The organism is Amycolatopsis arida (assembly GCF_900115565.1).
Taxonomy (GTDB): domain Bacteria; phylum Actinomycetota; class Actinomycetes; order Mycobacteriales; family Pseudonocardiaceae; genus Yuhushiella; species Yuhushiella arida.
The window spans coordinates 95,324-111,902 of sequence record NZ_FOWW01000011.1 but is presented as its reverse complement, the minus strand read 5'-3'; the positions used below and the strand labels follow the sequence as shown (position 1 = coordinate 111,902).

Below are 16,579 nucleotides of genomic sequence, written 5' to 3'. Positions count from 1 at the left end.
CGGGGACGTGCCGTTAGGCTTTGCCGCGAGACCGTGCACCCTGGGCCCGAAAGGCGGAGCCGACGTGTCAGTGTCGCCCGATGGCGCCTCCCCGGCGGGACGTACGTCCGTGCGGCCCGGCGGTGCCGAGCCGGCGGCGAACGCCGCGACGCCGCGCGACCAGGCCATGGACCGCCTGCGGGAGGCGGTGGGCCTGCGGATCACCGACGAGGCGCTGCTGCGCGACCTCGCCGGCGGGTTGGAGCGGGTGGAACGGCTGCTGCGCGAGGTGGTCCGCAGCGACGTCCAGGCGGTCAACGACGCCGCGTTGCACCTGGTCGAGGCGGGGGGCAAACGCTTTCGCCCGCTGTTCACCCTGCTCGCCGCGCAGTTCGGCACCGGGGGTCGGGACGCGGTGGTGACCGCCGCCGCGGCGGTCGAGCTGGTGCACCTGGCCACGCTCTACCACGACGACGTCATGGACGAGGCCACCATGCGGCGCGGCGCCCCGAGCGTCAACGCCCGGTGGGACAACACGGTGGCCATCCTCACCGGCGACTTCCTCTTCGCGCACGCCTCCCGGCTGGTGGCCGACCTCGGCACCGACGCGGCCCGGATCATCGCCGAGACGTTCGGCGAGCTGGTCACCGGGCAGATGCGGGAGACGGTCGGCCCCGGCGAGGGCGAGGACCCGGTGGCGCACTACCTCAGCGTGATCGCGCAGAAGACCGGCTCGCTGATCGCCACCGCCGGCCGGTTCGGCGGCATGTTCTCCGGCGCCCCCGCCGAGCACGTCACGGCGCTGACCCGCTTCGGTGAGATCATCGGCACCGCGTTCCAGATCTCCGACGACGTGATCGACATCGCCTCGCCCTCCACCGAGCTGGGCAAGTCGCAGGGCACCGACCTGCGGGAGGGGGTGCGGACCCTGCCGATGCTCTACGCGCTGGCGGACGACAACCGCGACTCCCGGCTGGTCGAGCTGCTGGCCGAGCCGCTGACCGACGACACACTGGTGGCGGAGGCGCTCGAGCTGTTGCGTCACTCGTCCGGGTTGGAGCGGGCGCGCACAACGCTCGCCGACTACGCTCAGCGAGCGAGAACGGAGCTGGCGACACTGCCCGACTCGCCGGCGCGGGCGGCATGTGAGTCGGTGGCCGACTATCTCGTGGCGCGCACGCGCTGAGCCGGCGCGGCGCTCCCCGCAATGGGGCGGGGCGGAAGGGAGACAGGCGCGAAGATGTCGCTGTTCGGTCAGGTTTGGCTGTGGAGTCTGGCGGCGTTCGTCCTGGGCGCGCTCCTCACCTGGGCGCTGCTGTTGAGACCGGCGCAGGCCCGCATCCTCGAGCTCGAGCGCCGGCTGGCCGCCGTGGAAGGGCGGACCCGGCCCCCGGAACCCGCGCCGACCCGGATCTCGCCCGCACCGGGGGAGCCCGACGAGTCGACTCGCCAGGCATCCGCCGCCCGGCCGGTGGACCAGGAACCGGCGGACGTGGAGCGCACCGAGATCGTGTCCCCCCAGCCGGGATGGCTGGAGCGCGACAGCCTCGCCGAGCACGGTCACGTCGACCGGGAGGAACGGGAGGCGTTGGCCGAGTACGACTGGGACGCCGACGCCCCGGTCGCGGATCTCGGCGGGGAGTACCGGCCACGGCACGCCACCGAGCCCGCCCTCGGCACCACCGGGTCGGACCGTGACACGGCCGGGTCGGAGCCGGTCGAGGAGCCGGTCGAGGAGCCCGAGCCCTTCTACCGGCCGGGCCTGCTCGACGGGGAGCCGCGGGAACCGGCCGCGGAGCGCTACCCGGCCGAGCATCCGGCCGGGTTGGGCCCCGACTTCCCCGCGGAGCCGGCCGGGTCGTCCGAGTCGTCCGAGGCGGTTGAGCCGGCCGAGCCGGAGCGGGCGGGGCCGGACAGCACCTCGGTGCTGCCCAAGCGGCAGCGCCGCGAGTCGCCACCCGGCGGGTTCGACGCGCCGCAGCCGATCCAGCCGTCGATGCGCACGGTGTCCCGTCGGGAGCCGGCCGGCGACTCCGGGGGCTCGCGCAGCGGGTCGCTGTTCGAGCCGGTGGTGCCGGCGAGTCAGGGTGGCGCGCCGGAGTACGTCGCGCCACCCCCGCCGCCGGCCCGCGCCCCCGAGTCCACCGGGCCGTCGGTGCCGTCCGGCCCGTTCGGGCCGGGGTCGGCGATGCCGCTGCCCGGTGGTGGCCGCCCGGCGCCGGACTTCACGGTGAAGGCCAGCGTCACCGCCCTGCGTTACTGCGCGGAGGGCTCACCCCAGTTCGACCGGATGGTGGCCGAGGTGTGGTTCCGCACCCCGGCCGACGCCGAGCGGGTCGGGTTCCGCCCGCTCAGCTGACCACCATCGCATCCATCACCGGAATCAGGTTCGCCTCCTCGTAGTCGAGGTGGGCCTCGACCTCGGCGGTGAGGCGTTCCACGCCGGCGAGCACCGTCGCCCGGTCGGCGGTGGTCGACGAGATGAGCTCCCGCAGCTGGTCGAGCAGGGTCTTGACCTTCTCGTGCTCCCGGCGCAGCCGAGCGAGGGGCTCGGCGAGCTCGGGGTAGCTCTCGTCGAGGGCGGGGAACAGGTGCCCGTCCTCCATCGTGTGGTGGTAGTGCAGGCCTTCGCAGAGGGTGAGGCAGTTGATCCGGAGCTGGGCGCCCAGCCCCGGGCCGGAGGTCGCGACCTCGGTGCGGATGAGCGCGAGTTCGCGGCGGAAGGCGTCGTGGATCAGCTTGAGTCCCTCGCCCGGCGAGCTGCCGTTCGGTGCCCCGCCGACCGGGTTGAGCGCGACCACCGGGATGACCCGCTCGGTTCTGGCCTGGTACTCGCCCCAGCCGGGGTCGGCCTCCACCGCGCGGGCGAAGATCCGGTCGCGTTCCTCGCCCTCGAGGACGACGGCGTCGGCCTCGACGGTGAACGGACCGGTCTCCACGGTGACCCGCGGGTTGGCGCGGATGTTGTGGTACCAGGCGGGGTGCTGCGGCGCGCCGGCCGCGGAGGCGATGACCAGCAGGCGCTCGCCCTCGTCGAGCAGGTAGCCGAGGGGGACGGTGTGCGGCTTGCCGGATCTGGCGCCGGTGGTGGTCAGCAGGAGCAGGCGGGCGTTGGCGAAGGGACCGCCGACCTGGCCCCGGTTGGCGCGGAACTCGTCGATGATCTGTTGGTTGAAGTCCATGCTGTGGTGCGTTCTCCAAGAAGTGCTGAGGCCGCGACGACGCGCGGGAAGGGTGTGAGGTGCCGACGAAATGCGGCAAGGCGCGCACGCGGAAGCGCCGCGTGCGAACAGCGTGGAAACCGTGGTGAATGGCCTACGGCGGAGATGGGCGGGCGGACCCCTGGGCCGCCCCGCGCTCACGCCGTGGCCGGGTACCTAACTCGCTCGTGGCTCGAAGCCGACCCGGCAGTCACGAGCCAACACTAGCACCACCACGGCGACGAACGTACCCGATTCGATCACCTGCCCCGAACGCCATGAAGGCCACCTTCATGGCGTTCAGGGCAATGAAGGTGGCCTTCATGGCATGGCCCGAGCGGTGTTCGGGCTCAGGTGACGGTCCAGGTGTCCTTGCCGCGGAGCAGGGCCTGCAGGTCCGGGGTCCGCGCGGCCCTGGCCTGGTCGACCTGGGCGCGGGCCAGGTCGTCGTAGGTGGGCCGGTCGACCTGGCGGAAGATGCCGAGCGGCGTGTGGTTCAGGTGCTGGTCGCCGAGCCGGGACAGCGCGAACGCGTAGCTGGTGTCGGCGATCGACGGGTCGTGGACGACCACGTCGTCCTCGCCGATCTCGCTGACCTTGGCGACCTCCAGCCCACCCCACGGGCCGCGGGTCACGCCGTACTCCTGCTCCGGCCCGAACCGGATCGGCTCGCCGGCCCGCAGCGGGATGAGCCGCTGCGCCGCCTCGTCGCTGTCCTTGAGCACGTCGAACGCGCCGTCGTTGAAGATCGGGCAGTTCTGGTAGATCTCCACGAACGCCGACCCGCGGTGTTGGGCCGCCGCGGTGAGCACCTCGGTGAGCCCCTTCTTGTCGCTGTCCAGCGCCCGCCCGACGAACGTGGCCTCGGCACCCAGCGCCAGCGACACCGGGTTGAACGGCGTGTCCAGCGACCCCATCGGGGTGGACTTGGTGACCATCCCCTGGTCGCTGGTCGGGGAGTACTGCCCCTTGGTCAGCCCGTAGATCCGGTTGTTGAACAGCAGGATCTTCAGGTTCACGTTGCGGCGCAGCGTGTGGATCAGGTGGTTGCCGCCGATGGACAGCGCGTCGCCGTCACCGGTGACGACCCACACCGACAGGTCCGGCCGGGTGGTCGCCAGCCCGGTCGCGATCGCCGGCGCGCGGCCGTGGATCGAGTGCATCCCGTAGGTGTTCATGTAGTACGGGAACCGGCTGGAGCAGCCGATCCCGGACACGAACACGATGTTCTCCCGCTTCAGCCCCAGCTGTGGGAGGAACGCCTGCACCGTGTTGAGCACGACGTAGTCGCCGCACCCCGGACACCAGCGGACCTCCTGGTCGGACTTGTAGTCCTTGGCCTTCTGCGGCTCGTCGGTGGTGGGCACACCCGCCAGTCCCCCGAGGGTGGGCAGCCCGAGATCGGTCGCCGTCACCGGCTGGCCTCCTTGGTCCGGTTGGTGATGATGTCGGTGAAGACGTGTTGTAGCTCCTCGGCCTTGAACGGCAGTCCAGCGACCTTGGTGTGCGAGTGGATGTCCACCAGGTACCGGGCCCGCAGCAGCATCGCCAGCTGCCCCAGGTTCATCTCCGGCACCACCACCGTGTCGTACCGGGCCAGCACGTCACCGAGGTTGGCCGGCAGCGGGTTGAGGTGCCGCAGGTGCGCCTGGGCGATCGCCATGCCCTGCTTGCGCACCCGCCGGCAGGCAGCGCCGATCGGGCCGTAGGTCGACCCCCAGCCCAGCGCGAGCACCCGCGCCTGCCCGCCGCTGGAGGTACCCGCAGCGCCAGCCGGGGGAGGATCGTCGACCTCGATGTCGGGCACGGTGATCCCGTCCACCTTCGCCTGGCGCAGCCGCACCATCCGGTCGTGGTTGTCCGGGTCGTAGGAGATGTTGCCCTTGCCGTCGGCCTTCTCCAGCCCGCCGATGCGGTGCTGCAGCCCCGGCGTTCCGGGCACCGCCCAGGCGCGGGCCAGCGTCTCCGGGTCGCGCACGTACGGCCAGAACTCGCCGGACCCGTCGGTGGCGTTCGGCTCCGCGGCGAACTCCACCCGCAGGTCGGGCAGGTCCTCGACGTCCGGGATCAGCCACGGCTCCGAGCCGTTGGCGATGGCGCCGTCGGACAGCAGCAGTACCGGCGTGCGATAGGTGATCGCGATCCGGGTGGCCTCCAGCGCGATGTCGAAGCAGTCGGCGGGGGTGGCCGGCGCGACCACCGGCACCGGCGACTCGCCGTTGCGGCCGAACATCGCCTGCAGCAGGTCGGCCTGTTCGGTCTTGGTCGGCAGGCCGGTGGACGGCCCGCCGCGCTGCACGTCGATGACCACCAGCGGCAGCTCGGTCATCACCCCGAGCCCGATGGTCTCGCTCTTCAGCGCCACCCCCGGCCCGGACGTGGAGGTCACGCCCAGCGCGCCGCCGTAGGACGCGCCCAGCGCGGCGCCGATCCCGGCGATCTCGTCCTCGGCCTGGAAGGTGAGCACGCCGAAGTTCTTGTGCTTGGACAGCTCGTGCAGGATGTCCGAGGCCGGGGTGATCGGGTAGGTGCCGAGCAGGATCGGCAGCCCGGCCCGCTGGCCGGCCGCCACCAGCCCGTAGGCCAGCGCGGCGTTGCCGGTGATCTGCCGGTAGGTGCCCGGCGCGAGCTTCGCCGGCGCCACCTCGAAGGTCGTGGCGAACGACTCGGTGGTCTCGCCGTAGTTCCAGCCGGCGCGGAAGGCCAGGATGTTCGCCTCGGCGATCTCCGGCCGCTTGGCGAACTTCTCCCGGAGGAACCGCTCGGTGCCCTCGGTGGGCCGGTGGTACATCCACGACAGCAGGCCGAGCGCGAACATGTTCTTGCAGCGCTCGGCGTCCTTCTTCCCCAGCCCGGTGTCGGCGAGCGCGCCCTGGGTCAGGGTCGACATGGCGACCCGGTGCACCTCGAACGCCGAGAGCGCGTCGTCGTCGAGCGGGTCGCCGGTGTAGCCCACCTTCGTCAGGTTGCGCTTGGTGAACTCGTCGGTGTTGACGATGACCGTGCCGCCGCGCGGCACGTCGGCGATGTTCGCCTTCAGCGCCGCGGGATTCATCGCCACCAGCACGTCCGGCCGGTCGCCCGGGGTCAGGATGTCGTAGTCGGCGAAGTGCACCTGGAACGACGACACGCCTGGGATGGTGCCCTGCGGGGCCCGGATCTCCGCCGGGAAGTTCGGCAGCGTGGCGAGGTCGTTGCCGAAGGCCGCGGCCTCGGAGGTGAACCGGTCGCCGGTCAACTGCATGCCGTCGCCCGAGTCGCCGGCGAACCGGATGACCACCCGGTCCAGCCGGTTCACCTCGGTGCGGCGACTCGCCGACAGCACCCCGTTGCCGTTGTTGTCACTCATGGGCAGGGGATACCTCTCTCCCGACTGACGGGCCAGTGGCGGGTGGTCGTGGGTTGGGACACTTCTCACACTGGCGCCTGTACTTCGAGATTACTTGTTGTTTCGTGCCCAAGTCGGGTCGTGTGACCCGACTTACCTGTGACTCATGGTAACAGTTAGCCGGACCGGGCGGCCGGGCACCCCGGCCGCCTGCCAACATAGAACATGTTCTCGTTTTCGGCCGTGTCGCGCACCACATCGGCACACCGGCCGGCGCCCCAGTCACCCCTCCATGGTGTCAGGTTCTGTCCGGGTTCGGCGGGCGTTCCAACAGTGTGGACAGCACGACCGTGGAGACCGTCCGGTCGACGATCTCCAGTCCGCGCACCCGCTCCAGCGCGGTCTCCAGGTGGTGGATGTCGGCGGCGCGCAGGTGCACGATCGCGTCCGCCGCGCCGGACACCGTGTAGGCCGCGACGACCTCGGGCAACGGCTCCAGTCTCGCCCGGATCCTGGCCGGCGCGACGTTGCCCCGGCAGTGCACCTCGACGAAGGCCTCGGTGCCCCAGCCCAGCGCCTCCGGGTCCACCACCGCGGTGAAGCCGCGCAGCACGCCCGTCTCGAGCAGCCGGTCCACCCGGCGCTTGACCGCCGGGGCGGACAGGCCCACCACCTTGCCGATCTCGGCGTAGCTGGAGCGCGCGTTGGCCACCAGGCACGAAATGATCCTCTGGTCGAGCGTGTTCATGCGCAATGTTTAGCACAGCAACGCGCAAGAAACAGCGATTGCTTGCGATGATCTCCGCTCTTACATTGCATTCCATGACGGCTGTTGCGACCTCCGCTGTTCGGCTGCCCACCGTTCGCCACTACCTGATGTGCCCGCCGCGGTACTTCGCGGTCGACTACGCCATCAACCCGTGGATGGACCCGAGTCGGCCGGTGGACCGCGACCGCGCCATGGCGCAGTGGGCCGAGCTGCGCGACACCTACCGCCGGTTCGGGCACACGGTCGACGAGATCGAGCCCCAGCCCGACCTTCCGGACATGGTGTTCGCCGCGAACTCCGGCACGGTCGTCGACGGCAGGGTGCTCGGCGCCCGGTTCCGCGCCCCGCAGCGCGCGGCCGAGGCCGAGCACTTCCGGCGCTGGTTCGTCGAGCACGGCTACCGCGACGTCACCATGCCCACCATGGTCAACGAGGCCGAGGGGGACTTCGCCTGGACGGGGCGACTGCTGCTGGCCGGCACCGGCTTCCGCACCGACCCCGCCGCGCACGCCGAGGCGCAGGAGGTGCTCGGGGTCCCGGTGGTGTCGCTCCAGCTCACCGACCCCCGGTACTACCACCTGGACACCGCGCTGTTCGTGCTCGCCGAGGAGACCGAGTCCGCGGCCGCGCAGGTCGCCTACTACCCGGACGCGTTCTCCCCGGGCTCGCGGCGCGTGCTCCGCAGGCTGTTCCCGGACGCCGTGCTCGGCGACGCCGCCGACGCGGAGTGCCTTGGCCTGAACGGCGTGTCCGACGGGCGCAACGTGGTGCTGCCGAAGGAGGCGACCGGCCTGGCCGAGCGGCTCGCCGACCGTGGCTTCGAACCGGTGCTGGTGGACGTCTCCGAGCTGCGCAAGGCCGGTGGCGGCCCCAAGTGCTGCACGATGGAGCTGCGCAAGTAGCCTCGCCACCCCCGCCGCCCGACCGCGGCGAAGCCTGCGTGACGCGGTGCGGCGCGGAGCTTGTGTTCGGCACGGCGAACATTGATCGTTGCGCCGCCGAATTTCGCGTGCTTACCTGGATGGCATGGGCTCGGCGGGGATGCGGCGGCGGCGCGCACGGCAGCGCACCCGGCGGCGGCTGACCGCGCTGGGCGTGGGGTTCGCGCTCGCGCTGGCCGGCACGGTCGGCTACGCGGTGCGCGCCGACACCGCCGGCGCCGCGGCCTCGGGCGGCGTGCTGCACGTGGTCACCACCACGACCTTCCTCGACGACACGGTGCGCAGGGTCGGCGGGGAGTGGGTCGACACCGTCCGGCTGATGGGGCCGGGGGTCGACCCGCACCTCTACCAGGCCAGGGCCGGCGACCTCGAGCAGATGCGCCGGGCCGACCTGGTCGTCGGCGTCGGCCTCTACCTCGAGGGCGCGATGCAGCACGTGCTCACCGACGTCGCGCGGAGCAAGCCGGTGCTGCTCGTCGGGGAGCGGCTCCCGGCCGACCGGCTGCTCGAGCCCGCCGCCGGGGCGCCCGCGGCCGAGGAGCACGACCCGCACATCTGGTTCGACCCGGCGCTGTGGGCCGAAGTGGTCGACGTCATCGCCGAGGAGCTGGCCCGGCTCGACCCTTCACACGCCGCCGGCTACCGCGAGCGGGCCGACCGGTATCGCGGCGAGGTGCTGGGCCTGCTCGACGAGGTGGCGCGGATCCTGGCGCTGGTCCCGGAGCACCGGCGGACCCTGGTGACCTCACACGACGCGTTCCGCTACTTCGGGAGGGCGTTCGGCGTGCGGGTGGTGGCGATCCAGGGCATCTCCACCGAGGAGGAGGCCACCACCGCCGACATCAGCAGGGTGGCCGACGAACTCCTCGCCAGCGGGGTACCCGCGGTGTTCGTGGAGTCGAGCGTGCCGCGGCAGACCCTGGAGGCGGTGCTGGCGGCGGTCCGGCAGCGCGGCGGCGACGTGCGGATCGGCGGCGAGTTGTTCTCCGACTCCGCCGGCGACGACGGCACGCCCGCGGGCAGCTATCTGGGGATGGTCCGGGCGAACGCGCACCGGTTGGCCGAAGGGTTGGCGTGACGTGGTGGAGACGGTGACGAGCACGACGGCCGAGCCGATCCCGGCCGTGTCCCTGCGCGGGGTGAGCGCCGGCTACGGCGGCCGGGTCGTGCTGCGCGACCTCGACCTGGACGTGCCGGCCGGGGTGCTGGCCGCGATCGTCGGGCCGAACGGGGCGGGCAAGTCCACCGCGGTGAAGGCCGCGCTGGGGCTGGTGCCCGCGGTACGCGGCCAGGTGCGGCTGCTCGGCCAGCCGTTGAAACGGGTGCGCCGCCGGGTGGCCTACGTTCCGCAGCAGGACGCGGTGACCGCCGACTTCCCGATCACCGCCGTGCAGGTGGTGGAGATGGGGCGCTACCCGCACCGCGGGTGGTTCCGCCGGCTCACCGAGGCCGACGACGCCGCGGTGGCCGCGGCGATGGACCGGGTGGGCGTCGCCGACCTCGCCGACGAGCCCCTCGACGAGCTCTCCGGCGGGCAGCGGCAGCGGGTGTTCCTGGCCAGGGCGCTGGCGCAGGAGGCCGATCTGCTGGTGCTGGACGAGCCGTTCACCGCGGTGGACGCCCGCACCGAGGCGGTGCTGCTGGACCTGCTCACCGAGCTGTGCGGGCAGGGCCGCTCGGTGGTCGCCGTGCACCACGACCTGCGGACCGTGCGGGACCGGTTCGACCACGCGGTGCTGCTCGCCGGCGGGCTGGTCGCCGACGGCCCGTGTGCCGAGGTGCTCACCCCGGAGCACCTGGAGCGCGCCTACGGGATCGCCCCGCTGTCCGGCAGGGTGCGGGCGTGATGGGCGCCCTGCTCGACGCCCTGCCCCTGTCCTACCCGGACGCCGTGGTGGTGGTCGGGACCGCGGTGCTCGGGTTCGTCGCCGGGGCGCTGGGGCCGTTCGCGGTGCTGCGACAGCGGAGCATGTTCGGCGACGCGATGAGCCACGGCACGCTGCCCGGTGTGGTGCTCGCGTTCCTGCTGACCGGGGCGAAGGTGCCGGAGGTGCTGCTGCTCGGGGGCGCGGTGTCGGCGGGGGCCGCGGCGCTGGCGATGATCGGGTTGGAGCGGGCGGGGCGGATCCGGCCGGACGCGGCAATCGGCGTGGTGCTGTCGGTGTCGCTGACCAGCGGGATCGTGTTGCTGACCTACGCCGCCGGCACGGGGGACAGCCGGCAGAGCGGGCTCAACGCGTACCTGCTCGGCCAGGCCGCGGGGATGGTCGAGCGGGACATCGTCGGAACGCTGGTGCTGGGTGGGATCACGCTGGCCGGTGTGGTGGTCTGGTTCCGGGTGCTACGCGCGGCGAGCTTCGATCCCGGCTTCAGCGCGGTCGCCGGGATCCCGGCGCGGGCGGTGGACCTGGCGAGCACGGCGATGCTGGTGGTGGCCGTGGTGCTGGGCATCCGAACCGTGGGGGCGATCCTCATGGTGGCGCTGCTGGTGGCGCCGACCGTCGCGGCGCGGCAGGTGACCAGGCGGTTGGAGACGCTGGTGCCGCTGGCGGGGGTAGTCGGAGCCGTGTCCGGCGCGGTCGGGGGAGTGCTGTCCGGGCGGGCGGAGCTGCCGGCCGGGCCGGTGATCGTGTTGCTGGCCACGGCGGTGGCGGTGGTGTCGGTGCTGGCGGCGCCGCGGCGCGGCGTGCTGGCCAGGGTGCGGCGCCGGCGGGCGGGGGCGCGGGCGTGACGCGGGCGGGGTGGTGGGTGTGAGCGGAGCTTGCGGAGCGAACCGTTGACCACAGCAGCCTTGGCGAACGCTGCCGACGAGTGCCAGCGAGGAGGGGGTGTGAGCGGAGCTTGCGGAGCGAACCGTTGAACACAGCAGCCTTGGCGAACGCCGTCGACGAGTGCCAGCGGGGAGGGGCCGTGAGCGGAGCTTGCGAAGCGAACCATTCAACACAGCAGCCTTGGCGAACGCCGCCGACGAGCGCCAGCGAGGAGGGGCCGTGAGCGCCGACGACGTGTGGATCGTGCTGATCGGCGGGTTGCTGGCGACGGCGTGCGGGGTGCTGGGCAGCTTCCTGGTGCTGCGCCGGCAGGCGTTGCTGCCGGACGCGGTGAGCCACGCGGTGCTGCCCGGGATCGTGTTGATCTTCCTGCTGTCGGGGCAGCGGTCGACGCCGCTGACTATCCTGGGCGCGACGGCGTTCGGCGTGCTGTGCGTGCTGGGGTTCGAGTGGTTGCGGCGGACCGGGGTGGTGGCCTCCGACGCGGCGCTGGCGTTGATCTTCCCGGCGCTGTTCTCGCTGGGGGTGCTGGGAATCGGGGAGTTCGCGTCCGGCGTGCACCTCGACCTCGACGCGGCGATCTACGGGGAGATCACGTTCGCGCCGCTGCGCACCGTGTTCGACACGCCGGTGCCGAAGTCGCTGGTGACCACGGGGGCGGCGGCGGTGCTGGCGGTGCTGTTCGTGGTGCTGTTCTGGCGGCCGCTGCAGGCGAGCAGCTTCGACCCGGAGTTCGCCGAGCTGTCCGGCCTGCGGGGGCGCGCGGTCGGGAGGGCATTGCTGGTGGTGGTGGCCGGGCTGGCGGTGGTCGCGTTCGACAGCGTGGGCGCGATCCTGGTGGTGACGTTCTTCGTCGTGCCGGCGGTGACGGCGCAGCTGCTCACCCGGCGGTTGAGCAGCATGCTCGTGGTGGCGGTGGCCGTGGGGTGGGTGAGCGCGTTCGCCGGGCAGCGGGCCGCGGTGGCGCTGGACACCTCGGTCGCCGGGGCGATCGGCCTGGCGGCGGTGGCGTGCTTCGCGCTGGCCCTGCTGTCCACCCGCCGCCGACGCCCGCTCCGCGGGAGCTGACCACAGCAGAGGCGCCGATGTGCGTGAAGCTCGTCGGCCCGGTGAACGTGCGGACCACCGGGCCGCTACACGGCCCGCAGGTGCCGAGTTGGGGCAAGGAACGGGTTGTCGGGCGAGTCCTCGGTGAACCCCGCACGACTCGCGATCTCGCGGTCGCTCAACCCTTTCGAGCGTAAAGTGCTGCCGATAGAAGTGACGAGTTGCGGTGTTTCGGGTGCAAGAAGATCACTGTCCGGCTCCATCGTTTTCCAACCGCGGGCGTTCATCGACCTGTAGAAAGTTGCCCTCTCGGTACTGGTCACCATGTCCAGGCTGTAGGCGCGTTCGTACAGTGCTTGCATGGACACACCCCACACACGCTTGAGGTCACGCAGACGCCCAATAGTTGCTGGGCACAGATCTGGCTTGATCACGTGGCCAGGCATCAGAAGTTCCGCCGCGAATTCATTGGCTTCGCGCTCGGGATCATCTGTTGCCAGGCCATTATGGAGCACGAGGTGCCCGAGTTCGTGGGCGAGGGTGAGGCGTTTGCGGTCCGTCGGCACCGCGTTGTTGATCAACATGATTGGATGGTCATCGATCCATTGCGACATCCCATCAATGCGAGACGTGCCGAAGTTCTCCTCCAGGACCACACAGCCGGCGGCTTCCAGCCAGCGAGTCAGGTTGCGTACGGGGCCAACCGGCATGCGCCACTGGGCTCGGACCATCAACGCGGCCTGGACCGGGGAAGTGTCAACGGGGTCAAATGTGGGCACGGTTTGTTCTGCCCGCATCGACACCTCCTCGAACAGTGTGGATATGTGCAGCCGGTACTTGTTCAGCCGGGCTTCCAGTCGGCGCCACAAGGATGCCTTCGTGGTTCGCTGGCGTCGCATATGAGCATCGACGGCCAAGGCGCCGCGGACTCTGTGGTCGCGAGTGAGAAATGCGGGCGTGACACCCAGCGTCCGGGCGAGGCGCTCGATCACCTCGGTATCGGGCATCCGAAGGTTGTTCTCATACCGCGACAGCGCCGCTTGCGTGACGTTGATCTTCTCCAGCAGATCGTCCTGAGTGAAGCCCTGCGCTCGGCGTAGAGTTTCCAGGACTTCCCCGAAGTTGTTCACAGATCGTCCTCTTCGACGTTCTCTGCCGTTTCGTACAGGTCGATCTGGGGCAGCGACGGGTCAACAGGCTCCCAGGTGAACGTGGTCGTGCCCGCCGTGCTCTCAATATCCACCACCACGGCCCACACCGTCTCCTTGTCCAGACCGTCGCGTAAGGAGATCACTGTGCTACCAATGAGCCGCTCCTCGGGGTCCCACCGGTAGCCGAACCCCAGACGGATCTCTTCGAGTCCCTCCAACGTGTCGGACTGGGTCCAGAACGCGACCGCTGCCTTGGTCGGGTACGACCGGACCTTGTCCGTCAGATCATGGCGCTTCACCCTGGCTCGGTATCGGAGTCCGACCGTCACCTCGCGTTTGTTGCCCAGATCCGTCAAGCTCACCTGGTCAACATCGGTGAGCTCGCGGCGTAGATGGGCCCACAGCCGGTCATGGATCCAGTTCGCGAGGCCTCGTTCGGAGTGGTCGGCTACCCAAGCTGCGTGTGTCAGCCGATACTCCGCCAAGTCGTCACGTGCGGCCTTCGTGGCGTCTACCAGGGCGCCGACAACCTTGTCGCCGAGGTCTCGAAGAACATCCTCCGCCGGAGGGTACGAAAACATACCAGAAAATATACCACCTTCTGATCATCCTGGGCGGGAGTTCTCCCATCCGTGTACTGCCTGACAGGAGGTTGCGGCCCGGCCGACGGAACTCAGCGGCCGAGCAGCTTCCGGACCCGGTCGGCGGACTCCTGGGCCTCGCGCAGGATGCGGTCGACGTCGGCCACCACGCGGCCGTCCCGCTTCAGCGCGCTCCCGGCCACGAACACCCACTCCACGTTGCCCGGCTGCCCGTTGAACACCAGCTGGCTCACCCAGTCCACCCGCGGCGCGAAGTTCGCCCGTCGGGTGTCGATCACCTGCAGGTCCGCCTGCTTGCCCGGGGTGAGGGAGCCGATCTCGTCCTCGAGGCCGAGCACCTCCGCGCCACCCAGCGTCGCCATCCGCAGCGCGTCCGCCGGCGTCGGGTAGCGGGTCGGGTCGTTGCTGGTGGCCCGCTGCAGTCCCACCGCCGCGCGCATGTCGTTGAACATGTCGTTGGTGTCGTTCGTGCCGCCGTCCAGCCCGAGCCCCACCTTGATCCCGCGCGCGTGCATGTCCGGCACCCGCGCCACCCCGGAGGCCAGCCGCATGTTCGACAGCGGGTTGTGCGCCACCCGCACGTCGTGCGCGGCCAGCTCGTCCAGCTCGGCGTCGGTCATCTGGATGGTGTGGTTGGTCAGCAACCCCGGCCGCAGCGCGCCGGCCTCCCGCAGCGCCTCCATCTGCCCGGTCGCCGGATCCGCCGGCGACTCGTGCAGGTGCACGTTGAGCGTCACCCCCAGCTCCCGGGCCAGCTGCTCGGCCGCGATCGTGTTCGCCAGGTTGTGCCGCGCCGGGTGCACCGCGACCTGCAGGTTCGCCAGCGGGTTCCGCTCGATCACCTCGCGCCGCACCCGCCGGATCTCCTCCAGCGTCTCCGGCTGCCGGTTGGCGGCGTAGGCGAACACGTACCGCTGCCCCGACTCCTCCAGCGCCCGCAGGTTGCCTCGCGCGAAGTCGGCGTTGAACGCGTGCGACCAGTCGGTCACCGTGGTCACCCCGGTTCCGACGCTGTCCACAGTGGACAGGCGGGCGCCGGCGTAGGCCTCCGTCCCGCTCACCGGCGAGCCGTAGAGCGGCAGCACGCACCCGGCCAGCCAGCCGTTGAGCTCCTGATCGGTCGCGCAGCCACGGATCAACGACTGCCACAGGTGGGTGTGCAGGTCGACGAACCCGGGCAGCACGATCCGGTCACGGCCGTCGATCACCCGCGCGCCCCGCCCCGCCGACTCGGCCGCGTTCTCGCCCACCGCGCGGATCCGGTCCCGCTCCAGCACCACGTCGGCGCCGGTCAGCGCGCCGAGCGGGCCCTGGCCGATGGCGGGATCCATGGTCAGCACCAGCGCGGCGTCCCGGATCACCACCACGCCGCGCCCGTCGGCGCCCGCCGCGCCGTCCGTCCCGTCCTGCGCGAACACCACCGACGCACCCAGCACGAGCGCGAGGGTGAGCGCGAAGACATCCAGAACCCGCCGCCGCTTCGGCACCCGCATGATCGACCCCCCAGCACGAAGACGGGAGTCAGTCTGCCACCACCGCGGCCAACTCGGCTACGGCCGAACGTTCCACGGCCGCGAGATCCCGCAGCCGCTGCCCGAGGTCCAGCAGCAGGGCCCTCGCCTGCCGGTCGGTGAACGGGCTTTCGGCATCGTGGTGGTCACGCAGCCGGCGCAGCTGGATGGCCGCCTCGGCGGCGTCGGCCCTGCCCGCGTCGCCGGCACGCACCCCGTCCCGCACCCGCAGCGCGAGCCCGCGCATCCAGTCGAACTCGGGCACGTCCGTGGGCAGCGCGGCCTCGGCGAGCGCGGCCCAGCGCGCGGCGACGTCCCGCCAGCGCGGCACCTGCTCCTCGAGCGCGGGCAGGGCGAGCAGCGGCGCGGCCTCGGCGAGGCCGTCGGCGAACCGGTCTCGCAGGTGGCCGCCGCCCACCCCGGCCGGCCCGACCGCGGTCCAGACCTCCAGCAGCGCGCCGACCAGCCCGCGCCGGTCGGCGAACACCGTCGGCCACCCCTTGCCCGCGCGCTCGTCGAGGAGCAGGTCGGCCCACCGCGCCCAGGACTCGTCGGCGGCCAGCCCCGCGACGCACTCGGCGAGCCCGGCCCGCACCGCACCGGCCAGCCGATCGGCGGAGACCGCGGCCGCCAGCACCGTGGTGGTCCGACCAGGACCACGTCGCGCGGCGTCGAGCACCGGGCGCTCGACGGTCAGCGGAGTCAGGTTGCGGTCGTCCAGGCACACCCGGTCACCGCCGGCCGTCGTGACCACGAGGCAGTGCGTGACGTCGCCGTCCGCCGCGTCGGCCAGGTGCCAGTGCCCGAGCCGGCAGCGGTCGGCGAGCACCAGCGCCGGCCGGCCACCGGCCAACTCGCCGGACAGCCGGCGGGCGGCACCGCGCGCGGTGACGGCACGATGCGTCCGCAGCGCCAACCGCTCTGCGGATGTCGTCAGCCACCGGTGCGGTCGGCGCCAGCTGGCGCGAAACCCCAGTATCACGCGCCGGCTGCCGTCGGGGGTGAACTCGTCGAGCCGGTAGCCCGCGGCGATGCCGCCGGCCGCGAGCAGCACCAGCGGCTCGGTGGCCGCCTCGGCGCCGGCATGGGCGAGGAGGTTGGCGACGGCGGCGGTGTCCGGCTGCCGCCCGCCACGCGGCCGGTAGCCGGACATCACGGCTCCCTCCCCCGATTCCTCGCGCCTGCTGGACTCAGCCTGTCAGAAACCCGCCACGACCACGAGGGCGTCGTGCGGCGGATGGGGGGACGAACACCTGCGGGCGTGCTGGTGCGCACGGCGA

The 16,579-nt window shown here is 71.8% G+C and carries 15 protein-coding genes; 7 read left to right on the top strand and 8 right to left on the bottom strand.

Translation table 11 applies throughout. The features are described 5' to 3' along the window. Nucleotides 1–166 precede the first annotated feature (166 nt). Together BM051_RS25120 and BM051_RS25115 are read left to right on the top strand one after the other, a co-directional pair. Nucleotides 167–1,165: a polyprenyl synthetase family protein gene (locus BM051_RS25120; protein WP_092535725.1), complete on the top strand. Its 999-nt coding sequence runs from the start codon at nt 167–169 to the stop codon at nt 1,163–1,165. A 54-nt stretch (nt 1,166–1,219) separates the two neighbouring features. Next, nucleotides 1,220–2,338 (top strand): sunset domain-containing protein, encoded by a 1,119-nt coding sequence (locus BM051_RS25115; RefSeq protein WP_092535463.1) that lies wholly within the window; start codon nt 1,220–1,222, stop codon nt 2,336–2,338. On the opposite strand, the gene BM051_RS25110 is transcribed toward BM051_RS25115, so the two are convergent. From BM051_RS25110 to BM051_RS25095, 4 genes are all read right to left on the bottom strand, one after another. Further along, on the bottom strand, nt 2,331–3,161 hold the full coding sequence (locus BM051_RS25110) for a nitroreductase/quinone reductase family protein (protein ID WP_092535460.1): 831 nt from the start codon (nt 3,159–3,161) through the stop codon (nt 2,331–2,333). The two genes, BM051_RS25115 and BM051_RS25110, sit on opposite strands and share 8 nt — an antisense overlap. A 368-nt stretch (nt 3,162–3,529) precedes the next feature. Continuing rightward, on the bottom strand, nt 3,530–4,594 hold the full coding sequence (locus BM051_RS25105; RefSeq protein WP_092535456.1) for a 2-oxoacid:ferredoxin oxidoreductase subunit beta: 1,065 nt from the start codon (nt 4,592–4,594) through the stop codon (nt 3,530–3,532). Beyond that, entirely contained in the window at nt 4,591–6,528 is a 1,938-nt protein-coding gene (locus tag BM051_RS25100; RefSeq protein ID WP_092535453.1) for a 2-oxoacid:acceptor oxidoreductase subunit alpha, read from the bottom strand. The genes BM051_RS25105 and BM051_RS25100 overlap by 4 nt, the downstream gene beginning before the upstream one ends. 277 nt (nt 6,529–6,805) lie before the next feature. Continuing rightward, nucleotides 6,806–7,255: an Lrp/AsnC family transcriptional regulator gene (locus BM051_RS25095; RefSeq protein WP_092535450.1), complete on the bottom strand. Its 450-nt coding sequence runs from the start codon at nt 7,253–7,255 to the stop codon at nt 6,806–6,808. A 74-nt stretch (nt 7,256–7,329) separates the two neighbouring features. Between BM051_RS25095 and ddaH the strand changes: the two genes are divergently transcribed. From ddaH to BM051_RS25070, 5 genes are all read left to right on the top strand, one after another. Beyond that, nucleotides 7,330–8,178 carry a dimethylargininase gene (gene ddaH / locus BM051_RS25090; RefSeq protein WP_341770837.1) on the top strand — a complete coding sequence of 283 codons (849 nt, stop codon included), beginning with the start codon at nt 7,330–7,332 and terminating at the stop codon, nt 8,176–8,178. A gap of 124 nt (nt 8,179–8,302) precedes the next feature. Next, nucleotides 8,303–9,295 carry a metal ABC transporter solute-binding protein, Zn/Mn family gene (locus tag BM051_RS25085; protein WP_092535444.1) on the top strand — a complete coding sequence of 331 codons (993 nt, stop codon included), beginning with the start codon at nt 8,303–8,305 and terminating at the stop codon, nt 9,293–9,295. A 13-nt stretch (nt 9,296–9,308) separates the two neighbouring features. Further along, the gene (locus BM051_RS25080; protein WP_243859815.1) at nt 9,309–10,064 is read left to right on the top strand and encodes a metal ABC transporter ATP-binding protein; all 756 of its coding nucleotides are present in this window, start codon (nt 9,309–9,311) and stop codon (nt 10,062–10,064) included. Further along, nucleotides 10,064–10,948 carry a metal ABC transporter permease gene (locus tag BM051_RS25075; RefSeq protein WP_424923313.1) on the top strand — a complete coding sequence of 295 codons (885 nt, stop codon included), beginning with the start codon at nt 10,064–10,066 and terminating at the stop codon, nt 10,946–10,948. The genes BM051_RS25080 and BM051_RS25075 overlap by 1 nt, the downstream gene beginning before the upstream one ends. 259 nt (nt 10,949–11,207) lie before the next feature. Continuing rightward, nucleotides 11,208–12,056 (top strand): metal ABC transporter permease, encoded by an 849-nt coding sequence (locus BM051_RS25070; protein WP_092535434.1) that lies wholly within the window; start codon nt 11,208–11,210, stop codon nt 12,054–12,056. Between the two features lie 65 nt (nt 12,057–12,121). Here BM051_RS25070 and BM051_RS25065 read toward each other — a convergent pair whose 3' ends face one another. The 4 genes from BM051_RS25065 to BM051_RS25050 all read right to left on the bottom strand — a co-directional run bounded on the left by BM051_RS25065 (nt 12,122) and on the right by BM051_RS25050 (nt 16,452). Beyond that, on the bottom strand, nt 12,122–13,165 hold the full coding sequence (locus BM051_RS25065; protein WP_092535430.1) for an XRE family transcriptional regulator: 1,044 nt from the start codon (nt 13,163–13,165) through the stop codon (nt 12,122–12,124). Next, nucleotides 13,162–13,767: a hypothetical protein gene (locus BM051_RS25060; RefSeq protein ID WP_092535427.1), complete on the bottom strand. Its 606-nt coding sequence runs from the start codon at nt 13,765–13,767 to the stop codon at nt 13,162–13,164. The genes BM051_RS25065 and BM051_RS25060 overlap by 4 nt, the downstream gene beginning before the upstream one ends. Before the next feature lie 92 nt (nt 13,768–13,859). Continuing rightward, nucleotides 13,860–15,281, bottom strand: coding sequence for an amidohydrolase family protein (locus BM051_RS25055; protein ID WP_092535423.1), 1,422 nt, complete (start codon nt 15,279–15,281; stop codon nt 13,860–13,862). A 28-nt stretch (nt 15,282–15,309) separates the two neighbouring features. After that, complete coding sequence (locus BM051_RS25050; protein ID WP_092535420.1) at nt 15,310–16,452, bottom strand: BtrH N-terminal domain-containing protein; 1,143 nt, start codon at nt 16,450–16,452, stop codon at nt 15,310–15,312. Between the last annotated feature and the right edge of the window lie 127 nt (nt 16,453–16,579).

Bases quoted from the DNA above. Each gene is read 5' to 3' on its own strand.
- BM051_RS25120 (WP_092535725.1), top strand. From the start codon at position 167: ATGGACCGCCTGCGGGAGGCGGTGGGCCTGCGGATCACCGACGAGGCG.
- BM051_RS25115 (WP_092535463.1), top strand. From the start codon at position 1,220: ATGTCGCTGTTCGGTCAGGTTTGGCTGTGGAGTCTGGCGGCGTTCGTC.
- BM051_RS25110 (WP_092535460.1), bottom strand. From the start codon at position 3,161: ATGGACTTCAACCAACAGATCATCGACGAGTTCCGCGCCAACCGGGGC.
- BM051_RS25100 (WP_092535453.1), bottom strand. From the start codon at position 6,528: ATGAGTGACAACAACGGCAACGGGGTGCTGTCGGCGAGTCGCCGCACC.
- BM051_RS25095 (WP_092535450.1), bottom strand. From the start codon at position 7,255: ATGAACACGCTCGACCAGAGGATCATTTCGTGCCTGGTGGCCAACGCG.
- ddaH (WP_341770837.1), top strand. From the start codon at position 7,330: ATGACGGCTGTTGCGACCTCCGCTGTTCGGCTGCCCACCGTTCGCCAC.
- BM051_RS25085 (WP_092535444.1), top strand. From the start codon at position 8,303: ATGGGCTCGGCGGGGATGCGGCGGCGGCGCGCACGGCAGCGCACCCGG.
- BM051_RS25075 (WP_424923313.1), top strand. From the start codon at position 10,064: ATGGGCGCCCTGCTCGACGCCCTGCCCCTGTCCTACCCGGACGCCGTG.
- BM051_RS25060 (WP_092535427.1), bottom strand. From the start codon at position 13,767: ATGTTTTCGTACCCTCCGGCGGAGGATGTTCTTCGAGACCTCGGCGAC.
- BM051_RS25055 (WP_092535423.1), bottom strand. From the start codon at position 15,281: ATGCGGGTGCCGAAGCGGCGGCGGGTTCTGGATGTCTTCGCGCTCACC.
- BM051_RS25050 (WP_092535420.1), bottom strand. From the start codon at position 16,452: ATGTCCGGCTACCGGCCGCGTGGCGGGCGGCAGCCGGACACCGCCGCC.